13 protein-coding genes are annotated in these 16,842 nt (G+C 55.4%); 9 read left to right on the forward strand and 4 right to left on the reverse strand.

The window, feature by feature from the left end; translation table 11 throughout:
• The first annotated feature begins 839 nt into the window (after positions 1-839).
• From ACMYSK_RS12410 to ACMYSK_RS12425, 4 genes are all read left to right on the forward strand, one after another.
• Positions 840-1,379, forward strand: coding sequence for a fimbrial protein (locus tag ACMYSK_RS12410; RefSeq protein WP_434643529.1), 540 nt, complete (start codon positions 840-842; stop codon positions 1,377-1,379).
• Positions 1,380-1,442: 63 nt separating this feature from the next.
• The gene (locus ACMYSK_RS12415; RefSeq protein ID WP_434643531.1) at positions 1,443-2,150 is read left to right on the forward strand and encodes a fimbria/pilus periplasmic chaperone; all 708 of its coding nucleotides are present in this window, start codon (positions 1,443-1,445) and stop codon (positions 2,148-2,150) included.
• Positions 2,151-2,205: 55 nt separating this feature from the next.
• On the forward strand, positions 2,206-4,713 hold the full coding sequence (locus ACMYSK_RS12420; protein WP_434643534.1) for a fimbria/pilus outer membrane usher protein: 2,508 nt from the start codon (positions 2,206-2,208) through the stop codon (positions 4,711-4,713).
• Between the two features lie 115 nt (positions 4,714-4,828).
• The gene (locus ACMYSK_RS12425) at positions 4,829-5,953 is read left to right on the forward strand and encodes a fimbrial protein (protein ID WP_434643537.1); all 1,125 of its coding nucleotides are present in this window, start codon (positions 4,829-4,831) and stop codon (positions 5,951-5,953) included.
• A 346-nt stretch (positions 5,954-6,299) separates the two neighbouring features.
• On the opposite strand, the gene ACMYSK_RS12430 is transcribed toward ACMYSK_RS12425, so the two are convergent.
• A complete protein-coding gene (locus ACMYSK_RS12430; protein WP_434643539.1) occupies positions 6,300-7,784 on the reverse strand; it encodes an aldehyde dehydrogenase family protein in 1,485 nt (494 codons plus the stop codon).
• A 156-nt stretch (positions 7,785-7,940) separates the two neighbouring features.
• Between ACMYSK_RS12430 and ACMYSK_RS12435 the strand changes: the two genes are divergently transcribed.
• The 4 genes from ACMYSK_RS12435 (at position 7,941) to ACMYSK_RS12450 (ending at position 11,835) form a co-directional block, all read left to right on the forward strand.
• Complete coding sequence (locus ACMYSK_RS12435) at positions 7,941-9,242, forward strand: NAD(P)/FAD-dependent oxidoreductase (RefSeq protein ID WP_434643542.1); 1,302 nt, start codon at positions 7,941-7,943, stop codon at positions 9,240-9,242.
• Between the two features lie 13 nt (positions 9,243-9,255).
• Positions 9,256-9,621 (forward strand): cupin domain-containing protein, encoded by a 366-nt coding sequence (locus ACMYSK_RS12440; protein ID WP_004859114.1) that lies wholly within the window; start codon positions 9,256-9,258, stop codon positions 9,619-9,621.
• 191 nt (positions 9,622-9,812) lie between these two features.
• Complete coding sequence (locus ACMYSK_RS12445; RefSeq protein WP_434643544.1) at positions 9,813-11,312, forward strand: APC family permease; 1,500 nt, start codon at positions 9,813-9,815, stop codon at positions 11,310-11,312.
• Positions 11,290-11,835: a DUF3156 family protein gene (locus ACMYSK_RS12450; protein ID WP_434643547.1), complete on the forward strand. Its 546-nt coding sequence runs from the start codon at positions 11,290-11,292 to the stop codon at positions 11,833-11,835. Before ACMYSK_RS12445 ends, ACMYSK_RS12450 begins: the two co-directional genes overlap by 23 nt.
• Before the next feature lie 76 nt (positions 11,836-11,911).
• Here ACMYSK_RS12450 and ACMYSK_RS12455 read toward each other — a convergent pair whose 3' ends face one another.
• The 3 genes from ACMYSK_RS12455 to ACMYSK_RS12465 all read right to left on the reverse strand — a co-directional run bounded on the left by ACMYSK_RS12455 (position 11,912) and on the right by ACMYSK_RS12465 (position 15,023).
• On the reverse strand, positions 11,912-13,027 hold the full coding sequence (locus ACMYSK_RS12455; RefSeq protein WP_434643549.1) for a class II histone deacetylase: 1,116 nt from the start codon (positions 13,025-13,027) through the stop codon (positions 11,912-11,914).
• A 1-nt stretch (position 13,028) separates the two neighbouring features.
• Positions 13,029-14,219: an MFS transporter gene (locus ACMYSK_RS12460; protein ID WP_434643552.1), complete on the reverse strand. Its 1,191-nt coding sequence runs from the start codon at positions 14,217-14,219 to the stop codon at positions 13,029-13,031.
• A gap of 117 nt (positions 14,220-14,336) precedes the next feature.
• Positions 14,337-15,023 (reverse strand): response regulator transcription factor, encoded by a 687-nt coding sequence (locus ACMYSK_RS12465; RefSeq protein WP_434643555.1) that lies wholly within the window; start codon positions 15,021-15,023, stop codon positions 14,337-14,339.
• Positions 15,024-15,593: 570 nt separating this feature from the next.
• Here ACMYSK_RS12465 and ACMYSK_RS12470 point away from each other — a divergent pair.
• Positions 15,594-16,781, forward strand: coding sequence for an anaerobic sulfatase maturase (locus ACMYSK_RS12470; RefSeq protein ID WP_434643558.1), 1,188 nt, complete (start codon positions 15,594-15,596; stop codon positions 16,779-16,781).
• Positions 16,782-16,842 lie beyond the last annotated feature (61 nt).

The raw sequence follows: 16,842 nt of genomic DNA on the forward strand, positions 1-16,842 counted from the left end.
AGTGAATATAAATGCCATTATCTTTCACCCTACGGGCCAAACCAGAGCACATTCAGGGCAATGGAATAATTAAGGAATGAGCATGTAAGAAATTAATGGCCAGGTCAACAACGCACGGGCCATCAGGGACGTAATATCATTATTAGTCAGATATCACCCGATATAACCGGCTTACTGGCATTCATAATTAGCAATCATCATCCTGTATTACAATTAATGCACCGAGGTTTAGTGCGGATGGTTAATTAATGCTAAAAACTGTACAACTAATACTATTCCACGTACCAGAATCGCCATTACACCCTCATGCCTGAAATTAAAAAACTCGCCATCCTCAACGGTTTCATTAAAATTAACTTTTGTCCCAACCTCTTCAATCACCCTGTTAAAACGAAAAAATAACACACTGTTTAATCTACGTTTTTATAGAACACCTCTAAGCGAAACTTAAAAAATAACGCAATAAACTCAGACATCAAAGAAAAGATAAGCAATCCACATAAAAAATAAAATAACATCAAGACAATGACCACAGGCCTCATGACAACCGGAATCGACTGCTAACTAAAACAATCAAACATAATTTTAATTTCAATCCCAGAGGCAAATGCTAGCATAAACAACATTAAAAATTATTAGAGCGATACATATTCCCCTGATATCTATGCTGGCTGAATTTTAATGACCAGCAGACTCTAATTTAATATCCCTATCAATGGAGGTGTAAAATATCGCCTGGGCAATGCCGCGCCACATTATTAATATTGCAGTATCCGCATCACAACACCAAACATCACTTGTATATATGGATTAAATATATCTAACCAAAGGAAATAATTATGAAAAAAACGCTTATTGCTCTGGTAATGGCCGGCTTCGCTTCCCAGGCTATGGCTGCCGGCACCGGTACTATCGAATTTAAGGGGTTGTTAACGGCCAACACCTGTAATGCCACTGTCAACGACGCTGCGGGAACCGCTACCGTCACTCTGCCAACGCTTTCTAAGAGTTTACTACCCACCAGTGCAGCAACAGCGGGTGATACGGCTTTTACTATCGAACTGAAAGACTGTACCGGGACTCTGACGACGGCATCTGCTTACTTTGAAGCCGGTACCGGCGTTAACACCGATGGCCGTCTGATCAATACAGGAGATGCCGCTAACGTGGATGTTCAGTTACTGGACGGCACTAACGCCAATGCCGTCATTAAGGCGGGCAGCACCGAACAAATTGCCAACACCAAGTATGTCACCCTTGCCTCCGAAGCAGGCACCACCGTCCTTCCATACACCGCGCGCTACTATGCAACGGGTTCGACCGGTGCCGGTGCCGGTACCGTGACTTCCAGCGTGACATACAGCATTCAGTACAAGTAAGGCCCTGGTCATTCAGGTGGGTTCGCCCCACCTGCTTTATCCCGATGTCATGGAGGATAACCGATGACAATCAAGACCCCGTTAATGTCTGCTCTCGCCGCAGGCCTGTCCATGGTGCTCAGTGCCTCAGCCTGGTCCGCCACCGTCATTTCATCCACCCGCATTATTTATCCCCAGTCTGAACGTGAGGTGACCGTGCAGATCAGTAATCAGGGTAAAGGGCCGGTTCTGCTCCAGAGCTGGATTGACGACGGGCGAGTGAATGCCTCCCCGGACACAATCAACGTTCCGTTTGTGCTGACACCACCGGTTAACCGTATCGATCCCGATAAGGGTCAGTCCGTGCGCATTCGTTATACCGGTAGCGGGCTGGCGGGCGACCGCGAATCCTTATTCTGGTTTAACGCCCTGGAAGTGCCGCCCAGACTCCAGAAAAACGCCGGTATAAACCATATGCAGATGGCGTTTCGCACCCGAATCAAACTCTTTTATCGCCCGACCGGGTTGAAAGGAACGCCGGAAGAAGCCGCCCGCAGTCTGCAATGGCAAAGCCAGGGAAATAAGCTGACCGCCGTCAATAACACGCCATGGCATGTCTCTCTGGTGGACGTAGAGGGCACGGTTAAGGGCCGTAAAGTCGTGACGGACGCAGACACCGTACCGCCATTCGGCAACCGGACTTTTATCTCAAAAGAGAGTCAGGCGGGCACCGTCATCCGCTGGCGCAGCGTGAATGACTACGGCGCCATACGCGAGCACCCGGATAAGTAACTCTCGAACGTTATTTCCGGTCTCGACATACGGCTCTGAACACATGGAGTGAAACATGGGCGAAAAACACAGCACCCCAACATTACGGTGCGATAATCCCGACTTATCTGCTTTGTATTCATTACTGGCGGCGGCGCTTCTGACATTGCAGCCGTCTGTCGCCTGTGCGGATGAGCTCGTAGAGTTCGACCCGATGTTTCTTAATCTGCAAAATCCGGGGCAGCTCGACCTGACGCGCTTTCGCCGCGGGGCTGCCGCCCTTCCGGGGGAACACGCCACCGATATCTGGCTGAACGGCCAGTTTGTCAGCCGGGAGAACCTCTCTTTCCGCGCATTACCCGACGGTGGAACGACGATTTGCGTTCCGGAGAGTCTGCTGCTCTCTCTCCCCCTTGCCGACGATACGCTGAAACCGACAGAAACCGCAGACTGCCAGAACCTGGCCACCCGCCTGCCGGATGCCACCCGAGATTACGACAGCGGCCGTCAGCGCCTTGATTTAACGCTTCCGCAGATATTAGTGCGCCGGGTGGCGCGAGGAACCGTTCCTTACCCCTTGTGGGACCGGGGCGTAACGGCCGTAATGCTGGGATATCACCTCGGCGCCTGGCGCTCGTCGTCATATGGCAGCGAACAGCGTCAGGCTTACGGGACGCTAAATACCGGCGTCAATATTGGTGCCTGGTATCTGCGGCATAACGGCAGTTACAGCTGGCAAGAGAAGCTGGGGCCGCGTTACGAAACCATTAATACCTATCTGCAACGGGACGTACCGCCATTGCGCGGGCGCCTGCTGATGGGAGAAAGCTATACTCAGGGGCAGCTGTTCGACACGGTTCCGTTTACCGGGGTCTCTTTAGCCAGCGATGATCGTATGCTGCCTGAATCCCTGCGCGGTTATGCCCCGGAAATCCGCGGGATCGCCCGGACAAATGCCCTGGTGAGCGTCCGTCAGAACGGCCAGATCATTTATGAAACCACGGTCACACCCGGCGAGTTTCTCATTAATGACCTCTACCCTACCGGGTACGGCGGCTCGCTGGATGTCGTGGTAAAAGAAGCCGACGGCCAGGAGCAGCATTTTGAAGTACCTTACGCCGCCGTCACCCAGCTGCTACGCCCGGGCAACTGGCGCTACAGCTTTACCGGCGGTAAATTACGCAACAGCAGGCTCAGCCAAAAACCGGGGTTTGGCGAGATAACCTGGCAGCAGGGACTGGCCAACAGGATCACCGGCTACAGCGGTGCACAGGTTGCTCCCGGTTATTACGCCCTCCAGAGCGGGCTGGCGGTTGGTACACCGTTCGGCGCTGTGTCAGGGGATGTGACGCATACCGACTCTTCCTCCCCGACGAATGGCAGCCTGCAGGGGCAAAGTTACCGGCTGAGCTACAGCAAGTATCTGCCTGAAACCGGCAGCAACTTCTCGCTGGCCACCTATCGCTTTTCCACCCGAAACTACCTCAGCATTCAGGATGCCATGTCGCTGAGGGAGCGGACGGTTCCCCAGGATAAGCTGGTGCGGCCCCGCAACCGGGCCACTCTGACCTTAAATCAGAGCCTGGGGAGTCGCTTCGGGTATCTGTATCTGAGTGGTTCGGTGCAGAACTACTGGGGAAGAGAGGGGCACGACCAGCAGTATCAGACTGGCTATAACATCAGTACCGGTCGTCTGTCCTGGGGACTATCGGTTACCCGCAGTCGCAACAGCATCGGCAAGTTTGAAAACACCTGGCTGCTGAGCCTCAGCATGCCGCTTGGCAGCAGCACCCAAAATATCCCCTATCTGCGCAGCAGCCTGACCCGTGATGCTCAGGGCAAATATGGTGAGCAGCTGTCGCTTTCCGCAAGCGCCGGCGAAAATCAGCAGTTCAGCTACGGCCTGGATGCGAGTCATCAAAGCTCCGGCGGCAACACCGGTACGTTATCCGGTCAGTATCGCAGCCCATGGACATCCCTTTCCGCTACGGCCGGTAAGGGCAGAAACTACAACAGTACCTCCTTAGGCATGAATGGCACCCTGATTGCACATAGCGGCGGGCTCAGCGCCTCATCTTATACCAGCGACACCTTTGCGATTATCGAAGCTAAGGGGGCGGAGGGCGCCCGGGTCAGTTCCATGCCTGCCATCCAGGTAGACAGCCGGGGCTATGCGCTGGTCCCTAACCTTAATCCCTACCAGATGAATGATGTCAATCTCGATCCCAAAGGCACAAAAGAGGGCGTGGAGTTCAGTACCACCCGCCAGAAAGTCGCCCCCTATTCCGGGGCGATAGTGAAGCTGAATTACGGCGTAAAACAGGGCAATACCCTGATGCTAGCCATCACCCGGCCTGATGGCCAGCCGGTACCGTTCGGGGCAGAAGCCATTGACAGCAGCGGAGCGCTGGTGGGCTATACCGGCCAGGCTGGTCAGCTTTATGCCCTGGTGCAAACGCCCGCCGGGAAAATGACCATTAAGTGGGGAAGTGACCGTCTCGATCAATGCATGGTGACCTGGCGTATTTCTGATAACAAGTCTGCTACCTCTGCCCCGCAGCAACAGGCGGCGCAGTGTCGCTAACGGACAACGCCTTTGTGATAACAATCAGAATTCAATTGTAGTGTGATTAATTTGGATTAATAAGAATGATTACATCCGATTAAATGCATCAGAATAGTATATTTCTGGAGTGAAAATGAGAATAATGACCACTTTTTGTATAAAATATCTCCCTTTATTTTTTACGCTGTACTCGTCATGGGCTCAGGCTTTAATACAGTGCGAACAGACAACACCCGAAAAAAACGAAGTATTAAATATCATCGGGAATAATATAACCGTCGGGCCTGACATGCCATTAGGGACGGTATTATATGGTGGCACTATCTCATTTCCGACGGAAGTTCATCTACGATGCAGTTCGCCAAAACCTGATACGGGAACGCTTAAATGGATGTTAGGTATAGACTCAGTCAACTCGCCTTTATCAAACTGGGCCGGACCGCCATTAGGTGGTAAAGTGTATGAAACCAATATTCCGGGCGTTGGCATCGCGATTTGGTACTCTGGAAAAGCAGTAACAAAAGAATCTCCCGTTATGGCTTCTGAGATTCAGGTTGCCATTGACGTGGCCGCTATAAATTACGGAATGGGGGGCGTTTTTGACTTTTCATTAATCAAAATTGGTGAGACTCCTCCTGGAAATTACACCATTGATTCATCTTTATTCCCTAACATGATCAGATACTATGATCCAGGAACGAATGTTGCAGGAAACTTCCCCATAATAGCCAGGCGTTATCAGTTATCGGGTTCTGTCAATGTGGTAGCCAAAACCTGTACGACACCGGATGTCAATGTACCTCTGGGAACACATAATGCATCCGTATTTTCCTCCGCGGCAGGAACTCCGTGGGTAGATGCATCGATTAAACTAACAGATTGTCCCACATTTTCGGGATATCACTCGGCATACAGCCGGGTCAACTTAGCGACGGGAGATATTCCACCTACAACAAATAACCAAATCAGCGTCAGCCTTTCCCCGGTGAACGGTATTTTTGATGCTGAAAATGGGATAATGAATATTATATCATCCCCCGAATCTGCCAGAGGTGTGAGTATACAAATTGCTCACGGCACCCCCGACACTGCCACCCCTCAACCATTTAACTTTAACAGCCCGTCAGTCGTAGATTTGCCTAAATCAGGCGATAGTACGATTATCTACCCGCTTGTTGCGCGCTATGTTAAAACATCATCTGCGTTTACTGCAGGAGTGGCGGATGGGCGCGTCACGTTTACGGTTAACTATTATTGACTATCTGCCAATAGATTCACAGCCGTAAATGTGAATATATGTTCTCACATATTTAAATGCTCCGGAATAACCGGGGCGCATCTGAACGATAACAGCGACGATGCTGCATCGTTCAGATGCAACGCACAATGAACGACTCATTATAGCCAACGAAAACTCTCTGTAATAAAGTACAGTGGTATATTTTATTCAATACAGCCACAACACTATCAGGGAGTAAAAGGCATATATTTTGTTTCTCATATCTTCAATAATTTTTAACCTGCTGATGTTAGCCAGAGGTATTGTTTCACTCCCGGCAACAGGCAAAGACCTGAAGAGTCCATGTCGCCAGGTCAGCCTCACATTAATAGCGCATCATCACCGATTTCAGTTCGGTGTAGTCATCGATAAATGCACTGCCGAATTCGCGGCCAATTCCCGATCCTTTCATGCCACCAAACGGCACCGCCGGGTCGAGAAAGGTGTGCATATTAACCCAAACGATCCCGGCATTAATCGCATCGCAATAGCGCAACGCCTTGCGGATATTCTCCGACCAGACGCTGGCGGCCAGGCCAAACGGCGAAGCGTTAATGCGGGACAGCGCATCCTCTTCGCTTTGGTACCCGATAAAACTGCACACCGGACCGAAAGTCTCTTCCTGCATCAGCGTGCTGTTTTCGCTCTGGACCTTCACCGCCGTCGGCAGGACAAAATAGCCCTCTCCAGGCAGCGCTTCACCGCCACAGACAATGGTGTCACCCTCTTCTCGCGCTTTCTCAATCAGCTGCAATACCTTCTCAAACTGTTGCCGATTGGCCAGCGGCCCCATCAGCGTCTGTTCATCCAGCGGCGAACCCGGGCGCAGCGCAGACAGGCGCTGTTTGAGGATTTCCAGCACTGCATCCAGCTTGCCCTGCGGCAGATAAAAACGCTCGGCAGCGGCGCAGATTTGCCCCTGGTTGAGATAGCCCGCTTCGATAATACCGTCCACCATTGCCTCGGGGGCAAGATCGTCGAGGAACAGCGCGGCGTTTTTGCCGCCCAGCTCCAGAGTGACGCGCTTCCCGGCACCGGTCGCCGATTGCTGGACTTTCTCGCCGGTCGCCACCGAACCGGTGAAGCTGACCTTCGCGCAGGCCGGGTGGGTAATCAACCGCTGGGCAATTTCACCTCCCGCGCCGTTCACCACGTTAATCACGCCGTCCGGGATCCCCGCCTCTTTCGCCAGTTCCGCAACCCGCAGCAGCGTCAGCGGCGTATATTCGCTCGGCTTAATAACAATCGTGCAGCCGCACACCAGCGCCGCTGCCAGTTTCCAGATAGCGATCATTATCGAGAAGTTCCACGGCACGATACCGACCACCACGCCAACCGGCTGACGCCGGGTAAAAGCCGTGTACTTCTCTCCCGCCATTGACGGGAGCGAGACATCCAGCGTTTCGCCGGTCACCTTGCCAGCCCAGCCGGCAAAGTAGCGCAGGAACGCTACCGACTGATCCAGTTCAAGCATCCGCGCCAGGCCGATGGTTTTACCAGAGCACAGGCTCTCCAGCTGCGCCAGCTCCTCACGATGACCGGCGAGAAGATCCGCCAGCTTTAGCAGCAGCGCGCCACGCTGTAGCGTCGGCATTGCGCGCCAGGACTCAAATGCCTGACTCGCGCTGGCCATCGCCCGCTCAGCCTGCCCGACATCCGCCGACGTGACCTGCGCAATCGCTTTGCCGGTGGCGGGGTTAATCACTGCCAGCGCCGGACCGTTTCCGGGTAAAGCCTCCCCGGCAATAAACTGTCCGTGCGGTTGGCGTAAAAAAGTAGCTACTTCAGCAAGTAAGGTCACATCACTCATCGGTGGCACCCGTTTTTTTCAGGAAATGTCCCCCATCACACCACGGTCAAATCACCCTGCCTATCGTTCTAAAGAACGTCATTCTTTCGGACGATATTCAGCCCCCCTCCGCCATGCTGTGATGTGGGCCTTAGCCAGGCGAGACAGGGTAACGCTATGAATATCAAAATCGATGCGCTGAACTACTACGGCGCCACAAAAAAATACCAGCTGCATTTTCCGGCGCTGCAGGACGATATTGAAGCCGACGTGGTGATCATCGGCGGCGGCTTTTCCGGGATTAATACCGCGCTGGAGCTGGCGGAACAGGGCATCACCAACGTGGTGGTGCTGGAAGCCCGTCATTTAGGCTACGGCGGCACCGGGCGCAACGGCGGCCAGGTGATGGCCGGTATCGGCCACGACATTGAAGCGGTGAAAAGACACGTAGGTAAAGAGGGGCTGGAGACGCTGTTTAAAATCTCCAATCTTGGCGCCGGGATCATTCGCGAGCGCATTCAGAAATACAATATCGATGCCGACTTCGTTCCCGGCTACGGCTATTTAGCCTACAACCAGCGCCAGCTGAAGACGCTGCGCCAGTGGGAAAAAGAGTTTAAGGCCGCCACTCCGGATGAGGATATTGCGCTCTATACCGGCAGCGATGTGCAGCAAATTGTCGGCTCCGACGTCTACTGCGGCGCGCTCAAGCATATGGGCGGCGGGCAGATCCACTCCCTGAATATGCTGCTGGGTTCGGCAAAAGCGGCCCACTCATTAGGGGTGAAGATTTTCGAATCCTCCCCGGTCGTTGAGGTGAATTACGGCAAAGAGGTGCGGGTGCGCACGGCGATGGGCAGCGTGAAGGCCGCCAAACTGCTGTGGGCCTGCGACAGCTTCCTCAACAATATGGAACCGGAGATCTATAACAAGACCCTGGTGACCTACTCCTATCAGGTGTCAACGGAGCCTCTTTCCGATGAGCTGATCGACCGTATCAGCCCTTTGCGCGGTGCCTTCAGCGATATTCGCCCGGTCATCAACTACTACCGCATTACCCGGGAAAACCGCCTGCTGTTCGGCAGCGCAACGCGTTACCTTGAGTATACGCCGAACGATTTTGCCGCCTGGAACCGTACGCTGCTGGCGGAGGTGTTCCCTTATCTTAAGGATGTCAAAATCGACTTCGCCTGGGGCGGCCCGATGGCCTGTAGCGCCAATCTGTTCCCACAAATCGGTACCCTGCGCGACCACAATAACGTCTTCTACGTGCAGGGCTATTCCGGGTTTGGCGTCACCCCCTCACATATTGTGTGCAAAATCCTCGCCGAAGGGATCAGCGGCGGCTCGGATCGTTACCGCCTGATGAGCAGCATTCCTCACGCGACAATCCACGGTCGTGACAGCCTGCGTCTGCTGCTGGTCACTGCCGGAAAACTCATGCATCAAACCGCCGGTTACTGGAAAGGCCGGAGTTAACCAGGAGAACATCATGCAAGCATTTAAACTCGATCAACCGGTTCCCGAACTGCAGCCTATCGGCAGCGTCAGCCTGCTGGGCGCAACGCCAACCGAAGGCGATCCGCAGGTGGCGGGCGCTATGGTTTACGGCGAACCGCAGGACGCCTTTACCTGCGGCCTGTTTTCGTCCACTCAGGGGAGTTTCACTATGACCTATCCGTTTACCGAACACGCCACCGTTCTGGAAGGCGAAGTTGAGCTGACCGTGTCGGGCGGCAAGCCACAGCGTTTCGCCCCTGGCGACAGCTGGTTTGTGAAACAGGGTACCGAAGTGGAGTGGAAAATCCTCACCCCACGCTTCGTCAAGCATTACCTGGCGAACGTCGAAAGCCGGTAGCAGATGCAGACAATCCCCGGTGCCCGGCGGCGGGGATTGTAATCATGCACTTCGTCACAGAATCAACCGCCGCTCTCCACCTTCAGGACGATATTCATTGAGCCGGATGCCAACCTAAATTATGACTATCCGGAATGGCTATTCACTTCCAGCCACTCCCTGCCCTTCCCTATCTTGTGCAGAGGTTGACTATGTTCAGTAAAAGACTCGCCAGCCATCTCGAACGCGGCGTCGTCGGCTTTCCTACTACCCTCGCCAGCTCCGTCGGACTGATTATGGCTAGCCCGGTGATCCTGACCGTGACCAGCGGTTTTGGCATGGGTGGTGATACCTTCGCGCTGGCGGTCCTGCTGGCGTTTATTATGATGCAGGCTCAGGTCACCACCTTTGCCGAAGCGGCGACGCTTATCCCCACGACCGGCTCGGTATATGACTATATCGCCTGCGGAATGGGGCGCTTTTTCGCCATTACCGGCGCGCTATGCGCCTATCTGATCGTGCATATTTTTGCCGGTACCGCGGAAACCATTCTGGCCGGGGTGATGGCGCTGGTGAACTTTGAGTCCATCAGCAGCCAGATGGCCGCCCATCAGAATACCTGGATGGTCGGCGTCGGAATGGTGGTGGTTTTCGGCCTGCTGAACGCCATTGGCGTGGAGATCTTTGGTAAGGTCGAAGTGGTACTCACCTTCGGGATGTGGAGCACGCTGACCATCTTCGGCCTGTGCGGTATTTTTATGGCACCGGTGACGCATCTTTCAGGCTGGTTCGGTACGCCGATTAACGTCAGCGACCTTTCGGGCCTCTTCGGCTATATCGGTATGGCGATGTTTATGTTCGTCGGCTGTGAGCTGGTCACTCCCATGGCCCCGGAAATTAAACAGGCGCACCGGACCATTCCTCGTGCGATGGCGCTCGGTCTGCTGGGCGTCGCAAGCTGCATGTTTATCTATGGCGCGGCCATTAACCGCCAGGTCGAGAACGTGGTGCTGGACGCGGCGAACAACGTCCACCTGCTGGATACGCCGATGGCTATTCCGGCCTTTGCCGAGCGGGTGATGGGCCACGCGGGGCAATACTGGCTGGGCGTCGGGCTGCTGCTGGCGGGCTGCGCCACCATCAATACCCTGATGGCCGCCGTACCTCGGATTATCTACGGCATGGCGCTGGATGGCGCACTTCCTCGCTTTCTGACCTGGCTGCATCCTCGCTTCAAGACGCCGGTTATCGCCATTGCGATTGGCGTGGCAATCCCCTGCCTGCACGCCTGGTATCTGCATGGCGATATCGACCGTATCGTGCCACTGATCCTCGCCGCCGTTTGTGCCTGGGGCGTCGCCTATCTGCTGGTGACTCTGTCGGTAGTACTGCTGCGTATTCGTCGCCCGGATCTGCCCCGCGCCTACCGCTCGCCGTGGTTCCCGCTGCCGCAGATTATCTCCAGCGTCGGGATTATTATCGCCATCTTCAATATCACCCCACCGGGCATGGACAGCCGCGAAGTGCTGGTGCCGTTCGGGATTATGCTTGGGTTAACCGCCGCCTATGCGCTTTTCTGGACGGTGTGCGTGCAGCGGGTCAACCCGTTCCGCCCGGTACCTGTTGAAGAAGTGGTGGAGCGCGCGATAGGTAACTATGAGAAACAAAACCAAGGGGAGATGACGCCAGATGCCCTCCGTCCTCTCGTTTAGTACGCCGCTGATGAACGCGGTGCAGCGCGATTTAACTGGCTGGGAGAGTGAAAAACTCAGCGAGCGAAGTGCGGTGCTGCACCTGAATGCCACCACCGATGTGACGTTCAGCGTTCGCCAGAAACGGCTGTTTATGGCCAGCATTCACAGCTGCGAATTTGTCGTCGAGGGGCCGGTCACCCGGCCCGCTCAGGGTAAGATTCGCGCCCATCAATCCGGCTGGCTTAAACGCCAGCCGGTCACCTTCCGGGCGGCAAAATCGGCCGCCGACCTCGCCCGATATCTCAACCGTTTTCCACGATTACAGCAGACGTTGAGCGAGCTGGACTATCGCCGCTTCTCCTTAACCATTGACGACCAGCGCTGGCGCTGCTGCATTGAACCGTGGGCCGCCAGCGAAGTGGTCTGCAAAATGCCGCCGCTGCGCCGTTACCTGCGCCTCGAAAAACAACAGCGTATGCTGCTGCTGAGCGTCATGAATATGATTCATCAGGCAATCGGCCAATGGATGGCAGAGAAGTAACGGGGAAGTCATGGGGGTAAACAAAGCACAGCAGGAGAGCGCTTCTCCGCAAGCATAGCGGAGAAGCGTACGAACGTTACTTCAGCCCAAACTGGTGCGCCAGCTCGTCAATTGCCTGGCGCTGGAAGCGGGTAAATGCCTCACGCGGCTGCTGCTGTTGAATAAACGCCAGCAGCGGATCCTCAACCTCGGTTTTCACCCCGCTTAACGCTTCCATCACCGCCAGCCCACAGAACGGCACATAGGATTCGGCATAGCCGCCTTCGTGAACCATCACCAGCTTCCCTGCACACAGGCGGTCTGCTGCTTCCTGCACCCGTTCGGTCATGGCGCGAAAACTGTCGCTGTGGAGCTGCATCCGCGCCAGCGGATCCATGGCGTTGGCATCGTAGCCGCAGGCCACAATAATCAGCTCCGGCTCAAAGCGCGCCAGCGCCGGAAGGACTATCGTATCCAGCGCGTAGCACCAGCTGTCGTCCCCCGCACCGGCCATCAACGGCACATTGATGTTGTACCCTTCACCCGCGCCGGTCCCGCGATCCGCTTCCCCGGCATAGCCCGGCGGGAAACAGCCGTCCTGGTGCAGCGAGATGGTCAGCACATCGTCACGCTGCAGATAGATATGCTGCGTCCCGTTACCGTGGTGCACATCCCAGTCGAGAATGGCGACCTTGCCCAGCCCGTGCCGCGCCTTAGCCCGCTCAACGGCAATAGGAATATTGGCAAGAAAGCAGAAACCCATCGACTGATCCGGCAGGCAGTGATGCCCCGGCGGCCGCGACAGGGAGTAGGCGTTATCCAGCTCACCGCTCAGCACCGCCTCGACCGCCGCGCTGGCCAGCCCGGCAGAAAGACAGGCAATTTCATAGCTGCCCGGCCCCAGCGGCGCCTCTTTACCCAGCAGGCCCCCGCCACTATCGCTGATCGCCTTAAAACGCTCCAGATAATGTGCCGGGTGAATACGGCGTAAATCTTCCTCGCTGGCGGCAGCAGCGCAGCGCTGCTGAAGCTGCGGAGTCAGGCCAGAGACATCCATCAGGTTTTTCATCCGCCGTTTGGTTTCCGGCGATTCCGCATGGCCGCCTCCTGCCGGAGGCTGTACCCAGCCGCCGACCGGTAGCGTCACCGCATGCAGGCCGGTACTGTGCCAGAAGCAACGCTCATCAAAGAAGAAACCGGTTTTTCTTTTCACTCTATCCTCCCGTTGGCTCACTCTTCCCGGCGGGCGATGCCGCCAGAATCAATCCTGCTGAGATCAGCGCGCAGCCGCCTGCCGCAATAAGCAGCGCATCGGCGCTGGCGAAATGTTGTAGTAGTGCGCCGGCCAACGCCGGGCCTGCCGCCATCCCGCCGCCAATCACCAGATTGATGCTGTTCATCAGGCGACCGTTGTTATCCAGCCCGGCAACGCGCGCGAGAATAAAAGGCAGAACAAAGGTCCAGGTGAATTTGAACAACAGCGCGGCCAGCGCAAAGCGCACCAGCAGCGGATGGCTGACCAGCAGCACAATACTGAGTATCAGCAGGCCGTAGCCCAGCCAGACCGGGACCCGGTCAGGGCGCCGCGTCCCACGCAGCGCCGCGCCGCCCGCGCCGATAATGCCGAACACCGTGGCGGCCGCCAGTACCATACCGATTTGCGCCGCGGTTAATCCCGCCGCGCTGCCGATGGTGCCGATAAAGGTCCATACCGCGCTGAGGCTGATGTAAAAAGTAAGAACCGCCAGCACCGCAAACAGCTTACGTAGCGGAGCGGCCGAGGGCTGCTGGCGGGAAGATGCGGGCATCGGCTGGAAGCGCCGGGGAAATGCCGAAACCAGCGGCAGGCAGCAGAGCATGATCGCGGCAAGGATCAGGTACACCACCTTCAGACCGAAGCTGGCAAACAGTCCTGGCAAAACCAGTAGCCCCACCATGCCCAGCAGCAGCTGGCCCAGCACCCAGAAGGCGTACACGCGTGAAGGGTTCGCCGTCCCGGCCGCGCAGCTGATACACAGAATCATCAACGTGCCGCCCGCCAGCGAGGCGATAAAGCGGGCGATCAGCAGCGTTTCATACTGGCTGACCGTCGCCGAGACCAGGTTTGCTACGAAAAATACCCCGCAGGCACACAGCGCAACCCGGCGCCAGTTAAGACGGCTCATCCACCACCACGCCGGCAGCGTGGCGAGGCTCATCGCACCCAGTTCGGCAGAGAAAAGATAGCCAATTTGTCCGGGCGTCAGTCGCCACTCGCTGGCCAACTGTGCTGCGACCGCTGGTGCGGTCATCAGAATTCCCGGCGCAACGGCGGCGAAAATGACGATAGCGCCCAGCAGGCGGGCGGTAAAAACCAGCCCGGACGGCCGGGAGATACGACTTTCAGCAACGGGTGTACTCGACATCGTGGTGCGTGCTCCAGTCAAAAAAGTCTCCCCCCGGGCAATCGCCCAGGGAGTGATACCGTCTGGCATCAGGAAAACGCCGCGGTTGGCGGCGCGCGCGGGATGCGATGAGTCAGATTACAGATGCAGCGTGCGCTGAGCGGATGGCATCCAGGTTCGGGAAACAAGCTCGGTACGATTGACCACTTCGGTCTTGGCAAAGATATTGCGTAAGTGGGTTTTCACCGTGGAGAGAGAAATATCCAGCTGACGGGCTATCAGCTTATTACTGGCCCCTTCGCGGACCATGCCGACAACTTCACGCTCTTTCGCCGTCAGCATCGCCGGCAGGTCGTCATCGTCTTCCAGTAGACAATCATGGATTGCCAGCTCCACCAGCGGCAGTACCGCCTGGGCGCGCAGACGCTCTTCGCTGGAGAAAGCTACGTCGCGCATCAAGGAGATACCGGCGATAATTCTCCGATCGCGGCGAATAAAGACTTCGGTCATGTCACGAACGTTATTCGGCAACATAAACTCATGATAGTAATGACGGTTGCGGTCGCAGAGACCCGGCGTCATCGCTGCCATGGTAATCGCCTGATGGCTAAAGCGGGACGGCAGCAGCGGATCCAGCGGCTGAAAACACTCCAGATATTGCTGGTGCGTATTCGCGGAAATATTATGCAAAATATAGTGTTCTGGTTTTAAACGATTATTTACCCGATAAAACACCGCCGACGACAGTGGAATTAACTGTGAAATTGTCTGTAAACAACGGGCAATTATCGCATCATTACGACCGGCTTTTAATAAAGCAGACATGATTCCCCTCCCGTCGAGGTGAAAGTGCGCTTTACCCGTCATACGTCAAGTTGCATGTGCGCTGGCAATACTCGCTCCATCCCTGAGCCCCGCCCTTCGGGCGCTGTTCACCCCAGCCACTGACTTCCGTAAGCCCCTGGGGATGCCCTGCATTGCCGCCTTCCTGCACTCGAATTATTTAGGGTATAAACGTGGATGAAGACCGATAGATGAAGCATACATTTCACATTTAAGTAACACAATCATTAACATATTAACAGTGTGATATGGGTTACAAAAAATTATTCAACGCACTGTTAATTAAAGAATTAATAATCAATATGCTATCCTGTTATCGCCAGAACATTAAAACATAAACAAAAGTTATTAACGCTATAACCGAATACCGTTTAGGTTCACATCCTCACGCTTTTCAGTGCCTGTCTCGTTCTTTAGGACGATAGTCTTTTTAAACCACTCCTCTATACCTAATAAATATTTCCTTATCCGCTGCTTATCCATTACCGGAAGCGCAGCTTTTCTGCTGCCCAAAGCATTGCGTTCGCCAAAAAAATAAATACGGAGCCATCGATGCTGAATATCGCCGCATTACGCCAGCAGCAAATTCCGTTGGCTATTGAACCCCGGGCAGCGGTGCCCTTTCATATTTTGATCAAACCGATTGGCCCGGCCTGCAACCTCGCCTGCCGCTACTGCTACTACCCGCAGGGCGACGCGCCGGTGCAGAAAATGGACGAGCCGACGCTGGAATCGTTTATCCGTCGCTATATTGCCGCCCAACCCGCCGGGGCTCGGGAGATTAACTTCGTCTGGCAAGGCGGTGAACCGCTGCTGGCCGGTCTGCGCTTTTATAAAAAAGCGCTGGCGTTACAAAAGCGCTATGCCCCTGCGGGCGTCACCATCAGTAACAGCCTGCAAACTAACGCCACGCTAATCAACGATGCGTGGTGCCGTCTGTTCCATGAACATCATTTCACGGTCGGCGTCAGTCTTGAGGGCAGTGAAACGCTGCAAAATCACCACCGGCCGGATAAACGTGGCCAGGCCAGCTATCCGGCGGCGCTGCGCGGTATCGCCCTGTTGCATCAACATCAGGTGGAATTCAATTTACTGGTCGTGGTCCACGATGAGATGACCCGCCACGCCGCCGCCATTTACGACCACGTGGTCAGTCTTGGCGCTCGTTACCTGCAGTTTCAGCCGCTGATGAGCGAAGGCGATGCCCTACAGCAAGGCTATCGCCTCAGCGCCGAGAACTGGGGGCGTTTTATGGTCGCGGTCTGGCGCCAGTGGCGTAAGCGCGGCGATATCGGGCGCGTTTTCGTGATGAATATTGAGCAGGCATGGGGGCAATATTTTACCCATACCAGCGCCACCTGCGTCCATGCCGCCCGCTGCGGCAGCAACCTGGTGATGGAGCCTGACGGCCAACTTTACGCCTGCGATCATCTGATTAACGCCGGGCATCACCTCGGCCAGCTTGCTGAACGCCCGCTGGCTCAGGCGGTAGATAGTGCGACTCATCTGCCTTTCGGCAGCGAAAAAAGCCGGCGCCGGGAATGCCAGCAGTGTGCAGTGAAAATAGTCTGCCAGGGCGGTTGTCCCGCCCATCTTAACGACGCGGGCTACAACCGTCTGTGCGCCGGCTACTTCCATTTTTTTAGCGAAATCCTCGCCCCGTTGCGCTCCTACTCCCGCGACCTCAACGGCCTGCGCGCCTGGCGTGCCCGTTTTATCGAAAGCCAACCGGTGCGCTAACCGATTTTTTCCACGGTCGCGCTGCCTTCATATTCGGGCGCGATAAATCCCCGAGCCTGAA

It is taken from the genome of Klebsiella sp. I138 (genome assembly GCF_051131765.1).
In the GTDB taxonomy this organism is placed as follows: domain Bacteria; phylum Pseudomonadota; class Gammaproteobacteria; order Enterobacterales; family Enterobacteriaceae; genus Klebsiella.